Raw genomic sequence first — 21,536 nt, forward strand, 5'->3', positions numbered from 1 at the left:
GGGAGGGGTCATGGAACGACGACTGAGCGCTATTCTCGCTGCGGATGTCGTTGGCTATAGCCGACTGATGGGCATTGATGAGGCCGGCACGCTGCAGGCGCTGAACCGCCACCGCTGCGAACTGGTCGATATCCGGATTTCAGACTACAAGGGCCGGATCGTCAAACTCACCGGCGACGGCATCCTTGCCGAATTCCAGAGCGTGGTGAACGCCGTTGCCTGCGCCGCCGAAATCCAGCGCAGCATGGCCGCCCGCAACGAGAAAGTGCCGAAGGACGAGCGCGTCGAATTCCGTATCGGTATCAATCTCGGCGACGTCGTGGTCGAGAACGGCGATATCTTCGGAGACGGCGTCAATCTTGCCGCCAGGCTTGAGGGCATCGCGGCGCCGGGCGGCATCGCCGTGTCGGCCTCGGTGCGCGACCAGGTCGGCTCGCGCCTCAATCTCGGCTTCGAATTCATCGGCGAGCATGTGCTGAAGAATATCCGGCAGCCGGTTCAGGTCTATACCGTCACCCTGGCGCCGCCCTCCTCGGCGAAATTGGTCGCGCAGAACCGCAATACCTGCTTCATCGCCGTGCTGCCCTTCACCAATATGAGCGGCGATGCCGACCAGGACTATTTCTCCGACGGCATCACCGAAGACATCATCACCGATCTCTCCAAGATCTCCAGCCTGCACGTGGTGCCGCGCAATACGATCTTCACCTACAAGGGCATATCGGTGAAGGTGAAGCGGCTCGCCCAGGAACTCGGCGTGCGCTACGTGCTCGAGGGCAGCGTGCGCATCTTCGGCAATCGTGTGCGCATTTCCGGCCAGTTGATCGACACCGCCAATGGCGATCATCTCTGGGCCGAACGTTATGACCGCGACCTGACCGACATCTTTGCCATCCAGGACGAGATCACCCACGCGATCGTCGGCCACTTGAAGGTGCGTCTGCTGCCGGAGGAGAAGAAGGCGATCGCCAACGAGCCGACCGCCAATGTCGAGGCCTATACCTATTATCTCAGGGGCCGCCAGCTCTCCCACACCTGGACCAAATCCTATCTCCAGCTTGCAAGGCGGATGTTCTGCAAGGCGGTCGAACTCGACCCGGATTATGCCCGCGCCTATGCAGGCATCGCCGATTGCGACGCGGCGATCCGCGATTGGGCAGCTGATGACGTGCCGCTGCGGCGCATCCTTGAGATGAGCGCCCGCGCGCTTGCGCTTGATCCCGACCTTCCCGAGGCCCACGCCTCTCACGGTCTGGCCCTGCATCAGAGCGGCTTTGACGAGAGGGCGGCCGCGGCCTTCGAACGAGCATTGGCGCTCGACCCAAACCTCTTCGAGGCGAATTTCCATTATGCCCGGTTCTTCTTCATGCGCGGCAACTTCGCCGAATCGGTTCAATATTTCACCCGCGCCGCTTCGATCCGCCCTGATGACTACGTCTCGCCGATCCATCTGATGTCTGCCTACCGCTCGCTCGGCCGTGTGTCGGATACGGAAAACTGGGCGCGCCTCGGCCTGTTGCGCGCCGAACGCGCGCTGAACCTCAATCCGGAAAATTCTGGCCCGGCCCATCGCGGCGCGCTGGCGCTTGCTCATATGGGCGACGCCATGAGGGCACGCGACTGGGCGGCGCGGGCGATCGCCATCGATCCTGATGACATCGTCGCGCAGTATAATCTGGCCTGCGTCTATTCCGTCCTCGGCGACGTCGACCAGGCTATCGATCTCCTTGAGAAGTTACTGCCGCACAGCTCCGTCTACCATATCAAATGGTTCAACAATGATTCCGATCTCGACAACATCCGCGACGATCCCCGCTTCCGAAGGCTGCTGGACGCCGCGATGATGCAGCGCGAACGGGTCGAAAGGACCGGGAGCTGACGCCGGCTTTCCCGCCAAATTCGGAATCGATTTTCGGAAAGCACGATGCGAGGATTGAAAATGTTACAGCGTCCTTTACGCGTCTGAAGGAGGCGCGGCGCTGTAAGCTCCAAAATCGCTGTGACATCACTCCACCACCTCTATAATCTCCTCTGAGAAATAGGGGGAGATCCGTGCGCATCCTGCTCACCGAAGACAATATCGCGCTGGCTGACGGCCTGTCGGCGATCTTGCGCGGCACGGGCCATGCCGTCGATGTCGTGCATGACGGCGCATCCGCCAATGCGGTCATCGCCGCGGAAAATTTCGATCTGGTGATCCTCGACCTCAACCTGCCCGAGATGGACGGGCTCGACGTGCTGCGCGCCATGCGCGCCCGGCAGAACCAGGCAGCCGTCCTCATCCTGACCGCGCGCGGCACGCCGGAAGAACGGGTGAAGGGCCTGGACCTCGGCGCCGACGATTATCTGATCAAGCCCTTCGACATATCAGAATTCGAGGCCCGCGTGCGCGTGCTGCTGCGCCGCCAGGCCGGCCTGCGCTCGGCGACCGTCAGTTTTGGCAGCATCTCCTTCGATCTCAATTCCCGCGCCTTTTCATCAGGCGCCACGCCGCTCGATATTCCCGCCCGCGAACTTGGGCTGCTCGAAATTCTTTTCATGCGGGCCGGCAAGGTCGTCGCCAAGGAGGCAATCATCCAGTCGCTGACGGCCTTCGACGACGACATTTCTTCAAATGCCATCGAGCAATATGTCAGCCGCCTGAGGAAACGCCTCTCGCCGCACGGCCTGACGGTCAAGACCGCCCGCGGCATCGGCTATTATCTCGACAAGCTCCCCGAGGCCTCATGAAAGCCGCCTATTCCCTCAGGCGCCGGCTGCTCTTCTGGCTGCTCGTCTCCACAGCCGTCATCGGCACGCTGGCGCTCGCCGATACCTATCGCGAGGCTGTGCAGACCTCGAACATCGTCTCCGACCGCGTGCTCGCCGGCTCGGCACTGGCGATCGCCGAACGCGTCGTCGTCGCCGAGGACGGCACGCTGCAGGTCGACATCCCCTATGTCGCGCTTGAAATGCTGACCTCGGCCGCGCAGGACCGAGTCTTCTACCGCGTCGACGGTCCGCCGGGCAAATTCATCACCGGCTACCAGTCGCTGCCGGTCCTGCAGAAGACGCCCGCCAATGCTGCCGCCTTCGCCGACGACACCTTCCGCGGCGAGCCGATCCGCGTCGCCACACTCGAACGCTCCGCCTCGACAGGCATCCGCTCCGTGCCCTTCGTGGTGACGGTCGCCGAAACCACGATTGCCCGCCGGCAACTGGCGCAAGCGATCCTCGTGCGCTCGGCACTGCGCCTCGCCTTCATGATCGCGGGTGCCGCCGTCATCGTCTGGATCTCGGTGACGGTGGCGCTGCGCCCGCTCTACAAGCTCGGCGATGCCATCGGCGAACGCAGCCCCGATGACCTGCATCCGATCGAGCAGACGGTGCCGAGCGAGGTCGAGCCGCTGGTCGATACGGTGAACAGCTTCATGGTCCGCCTGCAGTCGGCGCTCGATGCGCTGCGCCATTTCACCGGCAATGCCAGCCACCAGCTGCGCACGCCGCTGGCGATCATCCGCACCCAGCTTGCGCTTTCCGCCCGCGCCGGCTCGCTTGAAGAAGCGCAGGCGGCAGCTTTGAAGGGCGATCAGGCCGTGGCGCATGCCGAGCGCATCCTTGCCCAGCTTCTGCTGATGGCAAAAATCGACGCCGCCACCGCCAAGGAGGCGCTGACCGCCTCCGCCATCGATCTTGCCGCCATCGCCCAGGACATCACCGGCGAACAGATCCCGACGGCGGCCAGCGCCGGCATCGATCTCGGCTTCGAGGGCGAGAGCCCGGCGATGATCCGCGCCGAGCCGTTGCTGATCGGTGAAATGCTGCGCAACCTTGCCGGAAATGCCATCGCCTATGCCGGGAAAGGGGCGGAGGTCACCGTCCGCGTCATCGCGTCAGCGGAGACGATCCGCCTCGAAGTCGAGGACAACGGCCCCGGCATTCCACGCAATAAACTGGAGGCGGTGCGCGGGCGTTTTTCGCGCGGCAATCAGACAGGGGCGCAAGGCACCGGCCTCGGCCTGCCGATCGTCGAAGAAATCGCCAATCTTTTCAACGCCGACCTGACACTGGAGCCAGGACGGGACGGCAAGGGCCTGAAGGCGGCCGTCACTTTCGCCAAGGCGGCGTAAAAGCCATTGGCCCTCCTTGCTTTCTTTCGCTGCATTGCACACACTGATGTCGGGAACAGCAAGCCGCACGACGATGCGCGCCGGATAAAAAGAGCAATATGTCGATCAAAGCCAGCATCTATCATCTGACGCATTACACTTATGACAAGCCGGTCCGCCTCGGCCCCCAGATCATCCGGCTGAAACCTGCCTCGCATTCGAAGACAAGGGTGCTCAGCCACTCGCTGAAGGTCACGCCTTCAAACCACTTCGTCAACCTGCAGCAGGACCCTTACGGCAATTACCTCGCCCGCTACGTCTTCCCGGATCCGGTGACCGAATTCAAGATCGAGGTCGATCTCGTTGCCGACATGACAGTCTATAATCCCTTCGACTTCTTCGTCGAGGAGGAGGCGACCAAGTGGCCCTTCGGCTATCCGGAAACGATCCAGGAGGATCTGTCGATCTATATGACGCCGGAACCGGCCGGCCCGCGGCTGAAGGCGCTGCTGCCGACGCTCGACTGGTCGCCCGGCCAGGCGACGGTCGATATGATCGTCGGGTTGAATGCCCGCCTGCAGCGGCAGATCGGCTACGTCATCCGCATGGAAACCGGCGTGCAGACGCCGGAGGAGACGCTCGAAAGCGCCAAGGGCTCCTGCCGCGACACCAGCTGGCTGCTCGTCCAGATCCTTCGCCATCTCGGCCTTGCCGCCCGATTCGTCTCGGGCTACCTCATCCAGCTGACGCCTGATCTGAAGGCGCTCGACGGCCCCTCCGGCACCGAAGTCGATTTCACCGACCTGCATGCCTGGGCCGAGGTCTATCTGCCCGGCGCCGGCTGGGTCGGCCTCGATCCGACCTCCGGCCTCTTGACCGGCGAAAGCCATATCCCGCTTGCCGCCACGCCGCATTACCGCAACGCCGCCCCGATCTCGGGCGGTTATTTCGGCGAGGCCGAAACCGAATTTGCCTTCGACATGAAGGTCTCGCGCGTCGCCGAACATCCGCGCATCACCAAGCCCTTCTCCGACGAAAGCTGGGAGGAACTCAACGAACTTGGCGAGAAGGTCGACCGTGTCCTGGAGGCCGAAGACGTGCATTTGACGATGGGCGGCGAGCCGACCTTCGTGTCGATCGACGATTTCCAGTCCGAGGAGTGGAACACCGCCGCCGTCGGCCCGACCAAGCGTGAAAAAGCCGACAGCCTGATCCGCCGGCTGCAGGAACGCTTCGCCCCCGGCGGCTTCCTGCACTACGGCCAGGGCAAATGGTATCCGGGCGAAAGCCTGCCGCGCTGGACCTTCTCGCTCTACTGGCGCCGCGACGGCAAGCCGGTCTGGCAGAACCTCGATCTGGTCGCCGCCGAGGGCAAGGATACCGGTGTCACCTCAGAGGATGCCGAAAAGCTCTTGACGGCGATCGCAAAAGAACTGGCGATCAAGCCCGGCATGGTGCAGCCGGCCTATGAGGATCCGGCCGACTGGATCATCAAGGAAGGCAATCTTCCCGACAATGTCGATCCGGCGAATTCGAAGCTGAAGGATCCCGAGGAGCGCAACCGCATCGCCCGGGTCTTCGATCGTGGCCTCACCGTCCCCACGGGCTACATACTTCCGGTGCAAGCATGGAACGCCAAGGCGGCCGAAAGCCGGGTCTGGGTCAGCGAGAAATGGCGCACCCGCCGTGGCCGGATCTTCCTTGTCCCGGGCGACAGCCCGATCGGCTACCGCCTGCCGCTCGGCACCCTTCCCTATGTCTCCCCGGCGCGTTATCCCTACATCCACCCTGCCGATCCGACGATCCCGCGCGAACCGCTGCCCGATGTCTTCGTGCCGGCCGGCCGCGCCATGCCGGAAGCCTCCTTCCACGCCGGCGAGAGCAATCGCAGCCGGATCGAACAGACGCTCGGTGAGATCGGCGGCGCCGTGCGCACCGCCATGTCGGTCGAGCCGCGCGACGGCAGGCTCTGCGTCTTCATGCCGCCGGTCGAGCGCATCGAGGATTATCTCGAGCTGATCGCCGCGGCCGAAAACGCCGCCGCCGAGCTCAAGCTTCCCGTCCATATCGAAGGCTACCCGCCGCCGCAGGACGAGCGCATCAACGTCATCCGCGTCGCCCCGGATCCGGGTGTCATCGAGGTCAACATTCATCCGGCCTCGAACTGGAAGGAATGCGTCGACATCACCACGGCGGTCTACGAAGAGGCGCGGGCCACCCGGCTCGGCGCCGACAAGTTCATGATCGACGGCCGTCATACGGGCACCGGCGGCGGCAACCATGTCGTCGTCGGCAGCGCCAATCCGAACAACAGCCCCTTCCTGCGCCGTCCCGATCTCTTGAAGAGCGTCGTCCTCCACTGGCAGCGCCACCCCTCGCTCTCCTACCTCTTCTCCGGCATGTTCATCGGCCCGACCAGCCAGGCGCCGCGCATCGACGAGGCTCGTCACGATAGCCTCTACGAGCTGGAAATCGCCATGGCGCAGATCGCTGCCCCCGGCCGCGGCCAACAGCCGTTACCCTGGCTCGTCGACCGGCTGTTCCGCCACCTTTTGACTGACGTCACCGGCAACACCCACCGCGCCGAGATCTGCATCGACAAGCTTTTTTCGCCCGACGGCCCGACCGGCAGGCTCGGCCTCATCGAGTTCCGCGGCTTCGAGATGCCACCGAACGCGCGCATGTCGCTCGCCCAGCAATTGCTGGTGCGCGCGCTGATCGCCCGCTTCTGGGTCAATCCGGTCGACGGCAAGTTCGTCCGCTGGGGCACGACGCTGCACGACCGCTTCATGCTGCCGCATTTCGTCTGGGCCGATTTCCTCGACGTGCTTGCCGACCTTCGCGAAAACGGCTTCGACGTCAGTCCGGAATGGTTCAAGGCTCAGCTCGAATTCCGCTTCCCCTTCTGCGGCGAAGTCGAATACGAGGGCTCGAAGCTGGAACTGCGCCAGGCGCTGGAGCCTTGGCACGTCATGGGCGAAGAAGGTGCGCCGGGCGGCACCGTGCGCTACGTCGACAGTTCCGTCGAGCGCCTTCAGGTGCGGCTCGAAACCAGCAATACGGCGCGCTACACCGTCACCTGCAACGGCCGCACCCTGCCGCTGACGCCGACCGGCACGGCGGGCGTGTCGGTGGCCGGCGTCCGTTACAAGGCCTGGCAACCGGCGTCCGGCCTGCATCCTGTGCTGCCGATCAACACACCTTTGACTTTTGACATTTATGATACATGGTCGAAGCGTTCGATCGGCGGCTGCATCTATCATGTTGCCCATCCGGGCGGCCGGACCTATGACACCTTCCCGGTCAACGGCAACGAGGCGGAAGCAAGGCGGCTCGCCCGCTTCGAGCCGTGGGGACATACGGCGGGCGGCTATATCCCCCGCGCCGAGACGGGTTCGCTGGAATTCCCGCTGACGCTGGATTTGAGGCGGCCTGCTGGAATTTGAGGCGGGGGTGAGGGGTAGCTTGGATTTTGATGGGTAAGAGGCCGGCAGTAGAGCGCAGGGAAGAGACCGTGGACCGCACCGGCAAACGTGCGGCCTTCGACTATGCGCCGCTTCCCGGCACCGCCGACGAGATGGTTGACAACAAGGGCAGGGTCCGCCCGGTCTGGCAGCATTTCCTCTCGCATCTGAGCGCCATGCCGGAAAAGGATCTTGCCGAGCGTTTCGCCCGCGCCGACCGCTATCTCCGGGATGCCGGCGTTTTCTACCGTGCCTATGGCAGCAAGGGCACCGGCGAACGCGCCTGGCCGATCTCGCATATCCCGGTGCTGATCGACGAACGCGAATGGCAGACGCTGTCGGCCGGCCTCGTCCAGCGCGCCGACCTGCTGGAGGCGATCGTCGCCGATATCTACGGCGACAACCGGCTGGTGGAAGAAGGTGTCCTGCCGCCGGCGCTGATGGCCGCCAATCCCGAATTCCAGCGCCCGCTCGCCGGCATCCGGCCGGCCTCCGGCCATTATCTGCATTTCTGCGCCTTCGAGATCGGCCGCGGACCGGATGGCAACTGGTGGGTGCTGGCTGATAGGACACAGGCGCCGTCGGGCGCCGGTTTCGCGCTGGAAAGCCGCGTGGCGACGACCCGGGCCTTCTCGGATATTTACGCCGAAACCCCCGTCCACCGCCTCGCCTCCTTCTTCGGCGCCTTCCGCGACGCGCTGCAGGGCATGAAACATTCAGGCGACGACCGCATCGCCGTGCTGACGCCAGGCCCTGCCAACGAAACCTATTACGAGCACGCCTACATCGCCCGCTATCTCGGCTTGATGCTGCTTGAGGGCGAGGATCTCACCGTCGTCAAGGGCCGCGTCATGGTGCGCACCGTCGCCGGCCTGAAGCCGATCGGCGTGCTCTGGCGCCGGCTTGATTCGGCCTTCGCCGACCCGCTGGAGCTGAACCAGAATTCGCATATCGGCACGCCCGGCCTCGTCGAAGCGCTGCGCGCCGAAAGCGTCACCATCGTCAATGCGCTCGGCACCGGCGTTCTCGAGACACGGGCGCTTCTGGCCTTCATGCCGACCATCTGTCGCCGCCTGCTGGGGCAGGATTTGCAACTGCCTTCGATCGCCACCTGGTGGTGCGGCCAGGAGGAAGAGCGCGAGCACGTCGCAAAGAATATCGAGAAGATGGTGATCGGCCCGGCCTATTCCCGCGCCCCCTTCTTCGACGACAGCGGCGAATCCGTCCTCGGCTCGTCGCTGCGTGCGGCCGCCAAGGATTCCATCACCGACTGGCTGAGTTCGGACGGCCCGAAACTTGTGGGACAGGAGGTCGTCACACTCTCGACGACGCCCGCCTGGGTGGATGGCAAGCTCGTGCCGCGGCCGATGTCGCTGCGCGTCTTTGCCGCCCGCACGGCGAACGGCTGGCAGATCATGCCCGGCGGTTTTGCCCGCATCGGCTCCGGCGCCGATGTCGCGGCGATCGCCATGCAGTCGGGCGGAGCGGCCGCTGACGTCTGGATCGTCAGCGACAAGCCGGTCGAACGCCACACGCTGCTGCCGGCCGAAGGCAGCTTCACCCGCAACATGCCGGGCAGCCTGCCAAGCCGGGCGGCCGACAATCTGTTCTGGCTCGGCCGCTACATCGAGCGCGCCGAAGGGGCGCTGCGCATCCTGCGCGCCTGGCATGCCCGTTATGCCGAAGCCGCCGATCCGAGCCAGCCGCTGCTAGCCGACGTCTCCGACTATCTTGCCGCCGTCGATATCGATACCGCCGAACCGGTGCCGGAGACGCTCCTGCGCCACATCGACAGCGCCGTTTATTCCGCGAGCAATATCCGCGACCGCTTCTCGCCGGATGGCTGGCTCGCGCTCAACGATCTCGCCAAGACCGCCCGCCGCTTCCATGTCACCGTGGCTGCCGGCGACGATGCCAGCCACGCGATGACGATCCTTCTGCGCAAGCTCGCGGGTTTTGCCGGCCTCGTGCACGAAAACATGTACCGTTTCATGGGCTGGCGCTTCCTTTCGCTCGGCCGCTATATCGAGCGCGGCCTGCACATGACGCGGCTGCTCGGCCACATGTCCGGCCCGGAAGCGCCGGATGGCGCGCTCGACATGCTGCTCGAAATCGGCGACAGCGTCATGACCCACCGCCGCCGCTACAACGTCAACACGGCGCGGCTGACCGTCACCGACCTGCTGGCGCTCGACCCCCTCAACCCGCGTTCGGTGCTCTTCCAGGTGAACGAGATCCACCACGAGGTCGAGCAACTGCCGAACGCCCTGATCAACGGCCAGATGTCGCCCTTCTACCGCGAGGCGATGCGGCTCCACTCGGGCCTCGCGGTCATGACGCCGGAGGGCATGGGGGCCGAGGTCTATCAGCGGCTCGAACGCGAATTGGAGCAGCTTTCCGATCTGCTCGCCCAGACCTATCTCGGGTGACGACGATGCTTTACGATCTTTCGCTGCGCATGGGTTACAGCTACGACGTTCCCGCCTCCGGCGCCCGCCACATCATGCGCCTGATGCCGCTATCGCTGACCAATCGGCAGCGCCTGGTCGCCGGCTCGATCACCATTTCGCCGACGCCGGACGAGCAGTCGCATTTCGTCGATTTCTTCGATCACCCCGCCACCGCCTTCATGCTGCGCGCGCCGCACGAGACGCTCGACATTCGCATGCAGGCCCGCGTGCAGGTGGAAAGCCAGCCGATCGCCGCCGATTTCTCACCGCTGCTGGCCGACCTGCCCGAGGAAATATCCGGCATCTGGTCGCTGGCGCCGGATTCGCCGCATCACTTCCTCGGCGACAGCCCGCGCCTGACCCAGGCGCGCGAGATCAGCGACTACGCGCGAAGCTGCGCCATGCCCGATCTGACGGCGATGCAGATCGCCTATGCGCTCTGTGCCCGCATCCACAAGGATTTCAGCTACGACCCCGACGCGACGACGGTGGACACGACGCCGCTCGAGGCATTCAGGCTGAAGCGCGGCGTCTGCCAGGATTTCACCCACATCATGATCCTGGCGCTCCGCACCCTCGGCATTCCGGCGGGTTACGTCTCGGGTTTCCTGCGCACCATCCCGCCGCCCGGCAAGGAACGCTTGGAAGGGGCGGATGCCATGCATGCCTGGGTCAGGATCTGGTGCGGCGAGACCATCGGCTGGATCGAACTCGACCCGACCAACGACATATCAGCCGGCACCGATCACATCGTCGTCGCCTATGGCCGCGACTATTCCGACGTCGTCCCCGTCATCGGCGTGTTGAAAAGCTATGGCGGCCAGCGCGCCGTCCAGGCGGTCGACGTGATCCCGCTGAAATAATCCCAAAACTGGAAAAATCCGCCGATTCGTTAGAATTGAATGGACGCCGTAAGGACGGCGTAAAGAAGTAGCGATGCCTAATGTAACCCACAGGGTCCATTTCGGGTGAACATGATGCGCACCTCCTTCTTGCATCCCTGCCTGCGTCGCATGTTGAGCGACCGTGGCGGCAATTTCGGTATCATGACGGCGATCATGATGCCCGTCCTCCTCGGTGTCGCCGGCATGGCGATCCAGGTGGGCGACATGTTGCTCTCCAAACAGCAACTCCAGGAAGCGGCCGACTCGGCCGCGCTCGCAACCGCGACCGCGCTGGCGAACGGCACGATCCAAACGTCGCAGGCCGAGGCCTTTGCGCAGAATTTCGTCGCCGGGCAAATGGCGAATTACCTGCAGAACGGCGTCGATATCAAGAACGGGACAGCCGTCAATGTCCAGACGAGCACATCGGGCAAGTCGACATCCTATCAGGTTACGGTTTCACCGGGTTACGACCTCACGCTCAATCCACTCATGCAGGCGGTCGGCTTCAAGACGCAGCATCTCTCGACCTCCGGCACGACGGTCGGCGGCCATTCTCAGACCCAAGGCTCGATCTCTATGTTCCTCGCGCTTGATAAATCAGGATCGATGGGAGACGCTACCGCGACCGTCAATGCGGAGGATCCAACGGAAACGTTCACCTACGACTGCAACCTCCACTACAACAGCAAGAATAATAAGTGGGTTTACGACAAATGCACGGGCAGCCGCACAAATTACTACACCAAGATAGAGGCGCTTAAGATCGCCGCCGGCAATCTCTTCAGCCAGTTGAACAGCGCCGACCCCAACGCCCAATACGTGCGCACCGGCGCCGTGTCCTATGATATCAACCAATACACCCCGAGCAATCTCGCGTGGGGGATCACCGGTGTCACCAGCTATGTCAACGCACTTCAGGCGAATGGCGGCACAAATTCAAGCGGCGCGATGAACACGGCCTACACCTCTTTGACAGCCAAGAACGCCGCGGGAAACGATGCCGAGGACGCCGCTCACAAACTTAAGACCGGGCAGATACCCAAAAAATACATCGTCTTCATGACGGACGGTGACAACAACGACGATAGCAGCGGTGGCCGTTCGTATGACACCTTGACCAAGAAGACGTGCGACGACGCGAAGTCCAAGGGCCTCGAAATCTATACGATCGCCTTCATGGCGCCCGAGGGCGGACAGGCGCTGCTGCATTATTGCGCTTCCGATGACGCTCATTATTTCCAGGCGGAAAAGATGGAAGATCTCCTTGCCGCCTTCAAGGCGATCGGAGCGAAGGCATCCGCACAAGTGACGCGCCTGACGAACTGACGATACTGCCAACTAAAAGCCGATCAAAAAAAGCCGCGCCGGAACAAACCGGCGCGGTTTTTCGTTATCGCTACCCCATCCATCCAATCGGGAAAAGCGTTTGAAATCAATTCCCTCGCGCCCCGTGACTATGAAGGTTTCGCAAATTTTTCGTTTGTCCAAATCCCTTGTTGCAAGTGCTTCCTAACGATGCATAAACTGGGGGCAGTGCAAGCGACAAATCGATTAGATCAGGCATAACACCCTGAAACCAAATTAAAATTGGCGAGATCTGACAATGAACACCGTTTCCAAGCCGGTTATCCCTTCCCCCGCCCCGCGCAGCTCGAAGCCGGAAATTCTCGCCGAAGAAATCATCGAACGCCTGACCTACCGCATCGGCAAGGACGCCAAGGTGGCAAAGCCGCATGACTGGCTGACGGCGACGATCCTGGTGGTGCGCGACCGCATCATCGACAGATGGATGGCCTCCACCCGCGAGGTTTATGCAACTGGCGCCAAGCGCGTCTATTATCTGTCTCTCGAATTCCTGATCGGTCGCCTGATGCGCGATGCCGTCTCGAATCTCGGCCTGATGGAAGAGGTGCGCGATGCGCTCGCCTCGCTCGGCGTCGACGTCAACGTCATTGCCGGCCTCGAGCCCGATGCCGCACTCGGCAATGGCGGCCTCGGGCGTCTCGCCGCCTGTTTCATGGAGAGCATGGCAACGGTTGATGTACCCGCCTACGGCTACGGCATCCGCTATGTGCACGGCCTCTTCCGCCAGCAGCTGGCCGATGGCTGGCAGGTGGAACTGCCGGAAAACTGGCTCGCCCACGGCAATCCCTGGGAGTTCGAGCGCCGCGAGAGCGCCTATGAAATCGGCTTCGGCGGCGCGGTCGAATTCATCACGACCCATGACGACCAGCCGCGCTACGTCTGGAAACCGGCCGAGCGTGTCATCGCCGCCGCCTTCGACACGCCGGCCGTCGGCTGGCGTGGCAAGCGCGTCAACACGCTGCGCCTCTGGTCGGCGCAGCCGATCGATCCGATCCTGCTGGATGCCTTCAATGCCGGCGACCACATCGGTGCGCTGCGCGAAAGCAACAAGGCCGAAAGCCTGACCCGGGTTCTCTATCCTGCCGACGCCACGCCGGCCGGCCAGGAACTGCGCCTGCGCCAGGAATTCTTCTTCTCGTCGGCCTCGCTGCAGGACATTCTGCGCCGTCATCTGCAGCAATATGACGATTTCACCTCGCTGCCGGATAAGGTGGCGATCCAGCTGAACGACACCCATCCCGCCGTCTCGGTGGCCGAACTCGTGCGTCTGCTCTGTGACGTCCACGGGATGGATTTCGACCAGGCCTGGGACATCACCCGCCGGACCTTCTCCTACACCAACCACACGCTTCTGCCGGAAGCACTGGAAAGCTGGGCGGTGCCGCTGTTCGAACGTCTGCTGCCGCGCCACATGCAGATCATCTATGCGATCAACGCCAAGATTCTGCTCGACGCGCGCAAAGGCAAAAACTTCTCCGATGGGGAAATCCGCTCGATCTCGCTGATCGATGAAAGTGGCGACCGCCGCGTGCGCATGGGCAACCTTGCTTTCGTCGGCTCGCATTCGATCAACGGCGTCTCCGCCCTGCACACCGACCTGATGAAGGTCACGGTCTTTGCTGACCTGCACAAGCTCTATCCCGATCGCATCAACAACAAGACCAACGGCATCACGCCGCGCCGCTGGCTGCAGCAGTGCAATCCCGGTCTCACCGGCCTGATCCGCGAGGCGATCGGCGACGAATTCCTCGACGATGCCGAGAAGCTGCGCCCGCTCGAGGCGCATGCTTCGGATCCGAGCTTCCAGGAGAAGTTCGCAGCGGTGAAGCGGGCCAACAAAGTGGCACTCTCCAACCTCGTCGCCAGCCGCATGGGCGTCAAGCTCGATCCGTCGGCGATATTCGACATCCAGATCAAGCGCATCCATGAATACAAGCGCCAGCTGCTAAACATTATCGAGGCCGTCGCCCTCTACGACCAGATCCGTTCGCACCCCGAACTCGACTGGGTGCCGCGCGTGAAACTCTTCGCCGGCAAGGCTGCGCCGAGTTATTACAATGCCAAGCTGATCATCAAGCTGATCAACGACGTCGCCCGCACGATCAACAACGACCCGTCGGTGCGCGGCCTGTTGAAGGTCGTCTTCGTGCCGAATTACAACGTCTCGCTTGCCGAAGTCATGGTTCCGGCCGCCGACCTCTCCGAACAGATCTCGACCGCCGGCATGGAAGCATCCGGTACCGGCAACATGAAGTTCGGCCTCAACGGTGCGCTGACCATCGGCACGCTCGACGGCGCCAATGTCGAGATGCGCGACAATGTCGGTGAAGACAACATCGTCATCTTCGGCCTCACGGCCGACGAGGTCTCAAAGGTCCGCAGCGACGGTCACAATCCCCGCGCCATCATCGAGGGATCGCGCGAACTCGCGCAGGCGCTCTCAGCCATCGGCTCGGGCGTCTTCTCGCCCGACGACCGCAATCGCTACACCTCGCTGATCGACGGCATCTATTCGCATGACTGGTTCATGGTCGCCGCCGATTTCGACGCCTACGCCCAGGCCCAGCGCGAAGTCGATCAGATCTGGACCGACCAGTCCGCCTGGTACACCAAGACGATCAACAACACGGCGCGGATGGGCTGGTTCTCGTCCGACCGTACGATCAGGCAATATGCAGACGAAATCTGGAGAGCCGGATGAAAACGCCGAAAAACGTCCCTGAAGTAAAGCTTTCCTGGGAAATTTCGGCAGATGAAATCGCGGCGATCCTTGCCGGCTCGCATTCCAATCCCTTTGCCGTCCTAGGGGTGCATCAGGCAGGCGACGCCTTCGTCGCCAGGTGTTTCATCCCGGGCGCGGAGGAAGTGACCGCCATGGCGCTCGACGGCAGCGCCGTCGGCGAACTGAAACAGCTCCATGCCGACGGCTTCTTCGCCGGCCCAGTTTCCCTCACCAAGCTCCAGCCGGTGCGCTACCGCGCTCGGCGCGGCGATGCCGAATGGGCCGTCACCGATCCTTACAGTTTCGGTCCGGTGCTCGGGCCGATGGACGATTATTTCGCCCGCCAGGGCTCGCATCTGCGCCTGTTCGACAAGATGGGCGCCCACCTCATCAAGCATGACGGCGCCCAGGGCATTCATTTCGCCGTCTGGGCCCCGAATGCGCAGCGCGTTTCCGTCGTCGGCGATTTCAACAATTGGGACGGCCGCCGCCACGTCATGCGCTTCCGCTCCGATAGCGGCATCTGGGAGATCTTTGCCCCTGACGTCCCGATCGGCGTTGCCTACAAATTCGAGATCCGCGGCCAGGACGGCGTGCTGCTGCCGCTGAAGGCCGATCCCTTCGCCCGCCGCAGCGAGCTCCGGCCGAAGACCGCCTCGATCACCGCCGCCGATCTGGAGCAGGAGTGGGAAGACGAAGCCCATCTGAAGCACTGGCGCGAGACCGACAAGCGTCGCCAGCCGATCTCGATCTACGAGGTGCATGCCGCCTCCTGGCGGCGCCGGGATGATGGCACGATGCTGTCCTGGGACGAGCTGGCCTCCAGCCTCATCCCCTATTGCGCCGACATGGGCTTCACCCATATCGAATTCCTGCCGATTACCGAGCATCCCTATGACCCCTCCTGGGGTTACCAGACGACGGGCCTCTACGCACCGACCGCCCGGTTCGGTGAGCCGGAAGGTTTCGCTCGTTTCGTCAACGGCTGCCACAAGGTCGGCATCGGCGTCATCCTCGACTGGGTGCCGGCGCATTTCCCGACCGACGAGCACGGCCTCGGCTGGTTCGACGGCACGGCGCTCTACGAGCACGAAGACCCGCGCAAGGGCTTCCACCCGGACTGGAGCACGGCGATCTACAATTTCGGCCGCACCGAGGTCGTTTCCTATCTCGTCAACAATGCGCTCTACTGGGCCGAGAAATTCCATCTCGACGGTCTGCGCGTCGATGCCGTCGCCTCGATGCTCTACCTCGATTATTCCCGCAAACACGGCGAATGGATCCCGAACGAATATGGCGGCAACGAGAACCTCGAAGCGGTCCGCTTCCTGCAGGATCTCAACACCCGCATCTACGGCAATCATTCCAACGTCATGACCATCGCCGAGGAATCGACCTCCTGGCCGAAGGTCTCGCAGCCCGTGCATGAAGGCGGCCTCGGCTTCGGCTTCAAGTGGAACATGGGCTTCATGCACGACACGCTGAGCTATATGAGCCGCGATCCGATACACCGCAGGCACCATCACAACGAACTTACCTTCGGCCTGCTCTACGCCTATTCGGAAAATTTCGTCCTGCCGCTCTCGCATGACGAGGTTGTCCATGGCAAAGGCTCGCTGATCGCCAAGATGCCGGGCGACGACTGGCAGAAATTCGCCAATCTGCGCGCCTACTACGCCTATATGTGGGGCTATCCCGGCAAGAAGCTGCTGTTCATGGGCCAGGAATTCGCCCAGTGGAGCGAATGGAGCGAGGCGAAATCGCTCGACTGGAACCTGCTTCAATACCGCATGCACGAGGGCATGCGGCGCCTGGTGCGCGATCTCAACTTCACCTATCGCAGCAAGCCGGCGCTGCATGAGCGTGACTGCGAGGGCGAAGGTTTCGAATGGCTGGTCGCCGACGACCACCAGAATTCGGTCTTTGCCTGGCTGCGCAAGGCGCCGGGCCAGAAGCCGGTCGCCGTCATCACCAATTTCACCCCCGTCTACCGCGAGAACTACACGATCCGCCTGCCGTCCGCAGGCCGCTGGCGGGAAATCCTGAACACCGATGCCGACATCTATGGCGGCAGCGGCAAGGGCAATGGCGGGCGCGTGCAGGCCGTCGATGCCGGCGGCGACATCACCTGCTCGATCACCTTGCCGCCCTTGGCGACAATCATGCTTGAACCTGAAAATTAGTACTGGTGGGAGGAGAAAATGGTAGAAAAGCGTGTTCAGCCACTTGCCCGCGATGCAATGGCTTATGTTCTGGCCGGCGGCAGGGGGAGCCGTCTCAAGGAACTCACCGACCGGCGCGCCAAGCCCGCCGTCTATTTCGGCGGCAAGGCCCGCATCATCGATTTCGCCCTGTCGAACGCCCTGAATTCAGGCATCCGCCGCATCGGCGTCGCGACGCAATACAAGGCGCATTCGCTGATCCGCCACATGCAGCGCGGTTGGAACTTCTTCCGCCCTGAGCGTAACGAGAGCTTTGACATCCTGCCGGCCAGCCAGCGCGTTTCGGAAACGCAGTGGTATGAGGGCACCGCCGACGCCGTCTACCAGAACATCGACATCATCGAGGATTACGGTGTCGAGTACATGGTTATTCTCGCCGGCGACCACGTCTACAAGATGGACTATGAATGGATGCTGCAGCAGCACGTCGATTCCGGCGCCGACGTCACCATCGGCTGCCTGGAAGTGCCGCGCATGGAGGCGGTGGGCTTCGGCGTCATGCATGTCAACGATAAGGACGAGATCATCGCCTTCGTCGAGAAGCCGGCCGATCCGCCGCCCATTCCCGACAAGCCGGATTTCGCCCTCGCCTCGATGGGCATCTACGTCTTCCACACCAAGTTCCTGCTCGATGCGCTGCGCCGCGACGCCGCCGACCCGAACTCGAGCCGCGACTTCGGCAAGGACATCATCCCCTATATCGTCGAGCACGGTAAGGCGGTCGCCCACCGCTTCGCCAAGTCCTGCGTCCGCTCCGATTTCGAGCACGAGCCCTACTGGCGCGACGTCGGCACGATCGACGCCTATTGGCAGGCCAATATCGACCTGACGGCGATCGTTCCCGAGCTCGACATCTACGACAAGTCCTGGCCGATCTGGACCTATGCCGAGATCACCCCGCCGGCGAAATTCGTCCATGACGATGAGGACCGCCGCGGCTCGGCCACCTCCTCCGTGGTCTCGGGCGACTGCATCATCTCCGGCGCCAGCCTCAACAACAGCCTGCTCTTCACCGGCGTCAGGGCCAACTCCTTCTCCAAACTGGAAGGGGCGGTCATCCTGCCGAACGTCAAGATCGGGCGGCGGGCGCAGCTCAAAAATGTGGTGATCGACCATGGTGTCGTCATTCCGGAAGGCTTGGTCGTCGGCGAGGACGCCGAGCTCGACGCCAAGCGCTTCCGGCGGACGGAAAGCGGCATCTGCCTGATCACCCAACCGATGATCGACAAGCTGGATATCTGACTTATGAAAGTTCTTTCGGTTTCATCCGAAGTCTTCCCTTTGATCAAGACGGGGGGCCTGGCCGATGTGTCAGGCGCCCTGCCAATCGCTCTCAAAGCCTTCGGGGTCGAGACCAAGACCCTTCTGCCCGGCTATCCCGCCGTGATGAAAGTCATTCGCGACCCGGTCGTCAGGCTCGAATTCCCCGATCTGCTCGGCGAGCCGGCGACCGTGCTGGAGGTCCAGCACGAGGGCCTCGATCTGCTCATTCTCGATGCGCCAGCCTATTACGACAGGCCGGGCGGCCCCTATGTCGATCCGCTCGGCAAGGACTATCCGGATAACTGGCGGCGTTTCGCCGCTCTGTCGCTCGCGGCCTCCGAGATCGCCGCCGGCCTTCTGCCCGGCTGGCGGCCGGATCTCGTCCACACGCATGATTGGCAGGCGGCGCTGACCTCGGTCTATATGCGCTACTATCCGACGCCGGAACTGCCGAGCGTGCTGACCATCCACAACATCGCCTTCCAGGGCCAGTTCGGCCCCGAGATCTTTCCCGGCCTGCGCCTGCCCGCCCATGCCTTTGCCACTGACAGCATCGAATATTATGGCACGGTCGGCTACCTCAAGGGCGGCCTGCAGACCGCCCACGCGATCACCACGGTCAGCCCGACCTATGCCGACGAGATTCTGACGCCGGAATTCGGCATGGGGCTCGACGGTGTCATCGCCAGCCGCATCGATGATCTTCACGGCATCGTCAACGGCATCGACACCGATATCTGGAATCCGGCGACCGATCCTGTCGTCCACACCCATTATGGCCCGACGACGCTGAAGAACCGCGAGGAGAACCGCCGCTCGATCGCCGAATTCTTCCATCTCGACAATGACGACGCCCCGATCTTCTGCGTCATCAGTCGGCTCACCTGGCAGAAGGGCATGGATATCGTCGCCAATGTCGCCGACGAAATCGTCGCCATGGGCGGCAAGCTCGTCGTGCTCGGCTCCGGCGAAGCCGCACTCGAAGGCGCACTGCTTGCCTCCGCCAGCCGCCATCCCGGCCGCATCGGCGTCTCGATCGGCTATAACGAGCCGATGTCGCACCTGATGCAGGCCGGCTGCGACGCGATCATCATCCCCTCGCGTTTCGAACCCTGCGGCCTGACCCAGCTTTACGGCCTGCGTTACGGCTGCGTGCCGATCGTCGCCCGCACCGGCGGGCTGAACGACACGGTGATCGACGCCAATCACGCCGCGCTTGCGGCGAAAGTGGCAACCGGCATACAATTTTCACCCGTGACGGAAACGGGCATGCTACAGGCAATCCGCCGTGCGATGCATTTTTACGCGGACCGAAAACTCTGGACCCAATTGCAAAAGCAAGGCATGAAATCGGATGTCTCCTGGGAGAAGAGCGCCGAACGCTACGCTGCCCTCTATTCAAGCCTCGTCTCGAAAGGCATGTGAACTAAAATGAACAAGTCCGTACCCACCACGCCCTATCTGGACCAGAAACCCGGCACGTCGGGCCTGCGCAAGAAGGTTCCGGTCTTCCAGCAGCCGAACTACGCGGAGAACTTCATCCAGTCGATCTTCGATTCGCTGGAAGGCTTTCAGGGCAAGTGCCTCGTCATCGGCGGCGACGGACGCTATTACAATCGCGAAGTCATCCAGAAGGCGATCAAGATGGCCGCCGCCAATGGCTTCGGCAAGGTCATGGTCGGCAAGGGCGGCATCCTGTCGACGCCGGCCGCTTCCCACATCATCCGCAAATACAAGGCTTTCGGCGGCATCATCCTCTCCGCCAGCCACAATCCCGGCGGCCCGACCGAAGACTTCGGCATCAAATACAACATCAACAATGGCGGCCCGGCGCCGGAGAAGATCACCGACGCGATGTATGCGCGCTCGAAGACGATCGACAGCTACAAGATCGCCGATTTCGCCGACGTCAATCTCGACCGCATCGGCAAGGACGAGCTTCCCGGCGGCATGATCCTCTCGGTCATCGACCCGGTCGAGGACTATGCCGCGCTGATGGAAGAGCTGTTCGATTTCGGCGCCATCCGCAATCTGATCAGCCTCGGCTTCCGCATTGCCTTCGACGGGATGAGCGCCGTCACCGGCCCCTATGCCAAGGAAATCTTCGAAAATCGTCTCGGCGCTCCCCTGGGCTCGGTGCGCAATTTCATGCCGCTGCCGGATTTCGGCGGCCATCATCCGGACCCGAACCCGGTTCACTGCAAGGAACTCTTCGATGAGATGATGGGCGACGACGCGCCCGATTTCGGCGCTGCTTCCGACGGCGACGGCGACCGCAATCTGATCATCGGCCGCGGCATCTTCGTCACCCCTTCCGACAGCTTGGCGATTCTGGCCGCCAACGCCAATCTCGCCCCCGGCTATTCCGGCGGCCTGGCCGGCATCGCCCGCTCGATGCCGACATCGGGTGCTGCCGACCGCGTCGCCGAAAAGCGCGGCATCGGCATGTACGAAACGCCGACCGGCTGGAAGTTCTTCGGCAATCTGCTCGACGCCGGCATGGCGACGATCTGCGGTGAGGAAAGCTCCGGCACCGGCTCCAGTCACGTCCGCGAAAAGGACGGCCTCTGGGCGGTGCTGCTGTGGCTGAACATCCTTGCCGTGCGCGGCGAGAGCGTCGCCGATATCGTCACCCAGCACTGGCAGACCTACGGCCGCAACTATTATTCGCGCCATGACTACGAAGGCCTCGACACCGATGCGGCGAACGGCCTGGTCGACAATCTTCGCAGCCAGCTTTCCAGCCTGCCCGGCAAGAGCTTCGGCAGCCTGAAGGTCGAAAAAGCCGACGACTTCGCCTATCACGACCCGATCGACAAATCGGTGAGCGAGCATCAGGGTGTCCGCGTGCTCTTTGCCGGCGGCTCCCGCGTCGTCTTCCGTCTGTCCGGCACCGGCACGTCTGGCGCAACCTTGCGTGTCTATATCGAGCGCTACGAGCCGGATTCGACTCGCCACAATATCGAAACGCAGGAAGCGCTCGCCGATCTGATCGCCGCCGCCGAAAGCATTGCCAGCATTCGTGAACGCACGGGACGCGATGCGCCAACCGTGATCACCTGATCCGGGGGGAAT

At 62.9% G+C, this 21,536-nt stretch carries 12 protein-coding genes; all 12 read left to right on the forward strand.

Features of this window, described 5'->3' with window-relative positions; translation table 11 throughout:
• Positions 1-10 precede the first annotated feature (10 nt).
• The 12 genes from BBJ66_RS26385 to BBJ66_RS26440 all read left to right on the forward strand — a co-directional run bounded on the left by BBJ66_RS26385 (position 11) and on the right by BBJ66_RS26440 (position 21,524).
• A complete protein-coding gene (locus BBJ66_RS26385; protein WP_071090986.1) occupies positions 11-1,879 on the forward strand; it encodes an adenylate/guanylate cyclase domain-containing protein in 1,869 nt (622 codons plus the stop codon).
• A gap of 173 nt (positions 1,880-2,052) precedes the next feature.
• A complete protein-coding gene (locus BBJ66_RS26390; RefSeq protein WP_049734722.1) occupies positions 2,053-2,730 on the forward strand; it encodes a response regulator in 678 nt (225 codons plus the stop codon).
• Entirely contained in the window at positions 2,727-4,109 is a 1,383-nt protein-coding gene (locus tag BBJ66_RS26395; RefSeq protein ID WP_071090989.1) for a sensor histidine kinase, read from the forward strand. Before BBJ66_RS26390 ends, BBJ66_RS26395 begins: the two co-directional genes overlap by 4 nt.
• 98 nt (positions 4,110-4,207) lie before the next feature.
• Positions 4,208-7,534: a transglutaminase family protein gene (locus tag BBJ66_RS26400; protein ID WP_071090992.1), complete on the forward strand. Its 3,327-nt coding sequence runs from the start codon at positions 4,208-4,210 to the stop codon at positions 7,532-7,534.
• A gap of 29 nt (positions 7,535-7,563) precedes the next feature.
• A complete protein-coding gene (locus BBJ66_RS26405; protein WP_049734725.1) occupies positions 7,564-9,981 on the forward strand; it encodes a circularly permuted type 2 ATP-grasp protein in 2,418 nt (805 codons plus the stop codon).
• A 5-nt stretch (positions 9,982-9,986) separates the two neighbouring features.
• Positions 9,987-10,865 (forward strand): transglutaminase family protein, encoded by an 879-nt coding sequence (locus BBJ66_RS26410; RefSeq protein WP_071091244.1) that lies wholly within the window; start codon positions 9,987-9,989, stop codon positions 10,863-10,865.
• Between the two features lie 114 nt (positions 10,866-10,979).
• Positions 10,980-12,215 carry a TadE/TadG family type IV pilus assembly protein gene (locus tag BBJ66_RS26415; protein ID WP_049734726.1) on the forward strand — a complete coding sequence of 412 codons (1,236 nt, stop codon included), beginning with the start codon at positions 10,980-10,982 and terminating at the stop codon, positions 12,213-12,215.
• A 277-nt stretch (positions 12,216-12,492) separates the two neighbouring features.
• On the forward strand, positions 12,493-14,955 hold the full coding sequence (locus BBJ66_RS26420; RefSeq protein WP_049734727.1) for a glycogen/starch/alpha-glucan phosphorylase: 2,463 nt from the start codon (positions 12,493-12,495) through the stop codon (positions 14,953-14,955).
• On the forward strand, positions 14,952-17,159 hold the full coding sequence (glgB, locus tag BBJ66_RS26425; protein WP_049734728.1) for a 1,4-alpha-glucan branching protein GlgB: 2,208 nt from the start codon (positions 14,952-14,954) through the stop codon (positions 17,157-17,159). Before BBJ66_RS26420 ends, glgB begins: the two co-directional genes overlap by 4 nt.
• 18 nt (positions 17,160-17,177) lie before the next feature.
• Positions 17,178-18,440 (forward strand): glucose-1-phosphate adenylyltransferase, encoded by a 1,263-nt coding sequence (gene glgC, locus BBJ66_RS26430; protein WP_049734729.1) that lies wholly within the window; start codon positions 17,178-17,180, stop codon positions 18,438-18,440.
• Between the two features lie 3 nt (positions 18,441-18,443).
• Entirely contained in the window at positions 18,444-19,886 is a 1,443-nt protein-coding gene (gene glgA, locus BBJ66_RS26435; protein ID WP_049734730.1) for a glycogen synthase GlgA, read from the forward strand.
• Positions 19,887-19,892: 6 nt separating this feature from the next.
• The gene (locus BBJ66_RS26440) at positions 19,893-21,524 is read left to right on the forward strand and encodes an alpha-D-glucose phosphate-specific phosphoglucomutase (RefSeq protein WP_071090993.1); all 1,632 of its coding nucleotides are present in this window, start codon (positions 19,893-19,895) and stop codon (positions 21,522-21,524) included.
• Positions 21,525-21,536 lie beyond the last annotated feature (12 nt).

It is taken from the genome of Rhizobium sp. RSm-3 (assembly GCF_001854685.1).
GTDB lineage: Bacteria > Pseudomonadota > Alphaproteobacteria > Rhizobiales > Rhizobiaceae > Rhizobium > Rhizobium ecuadorense.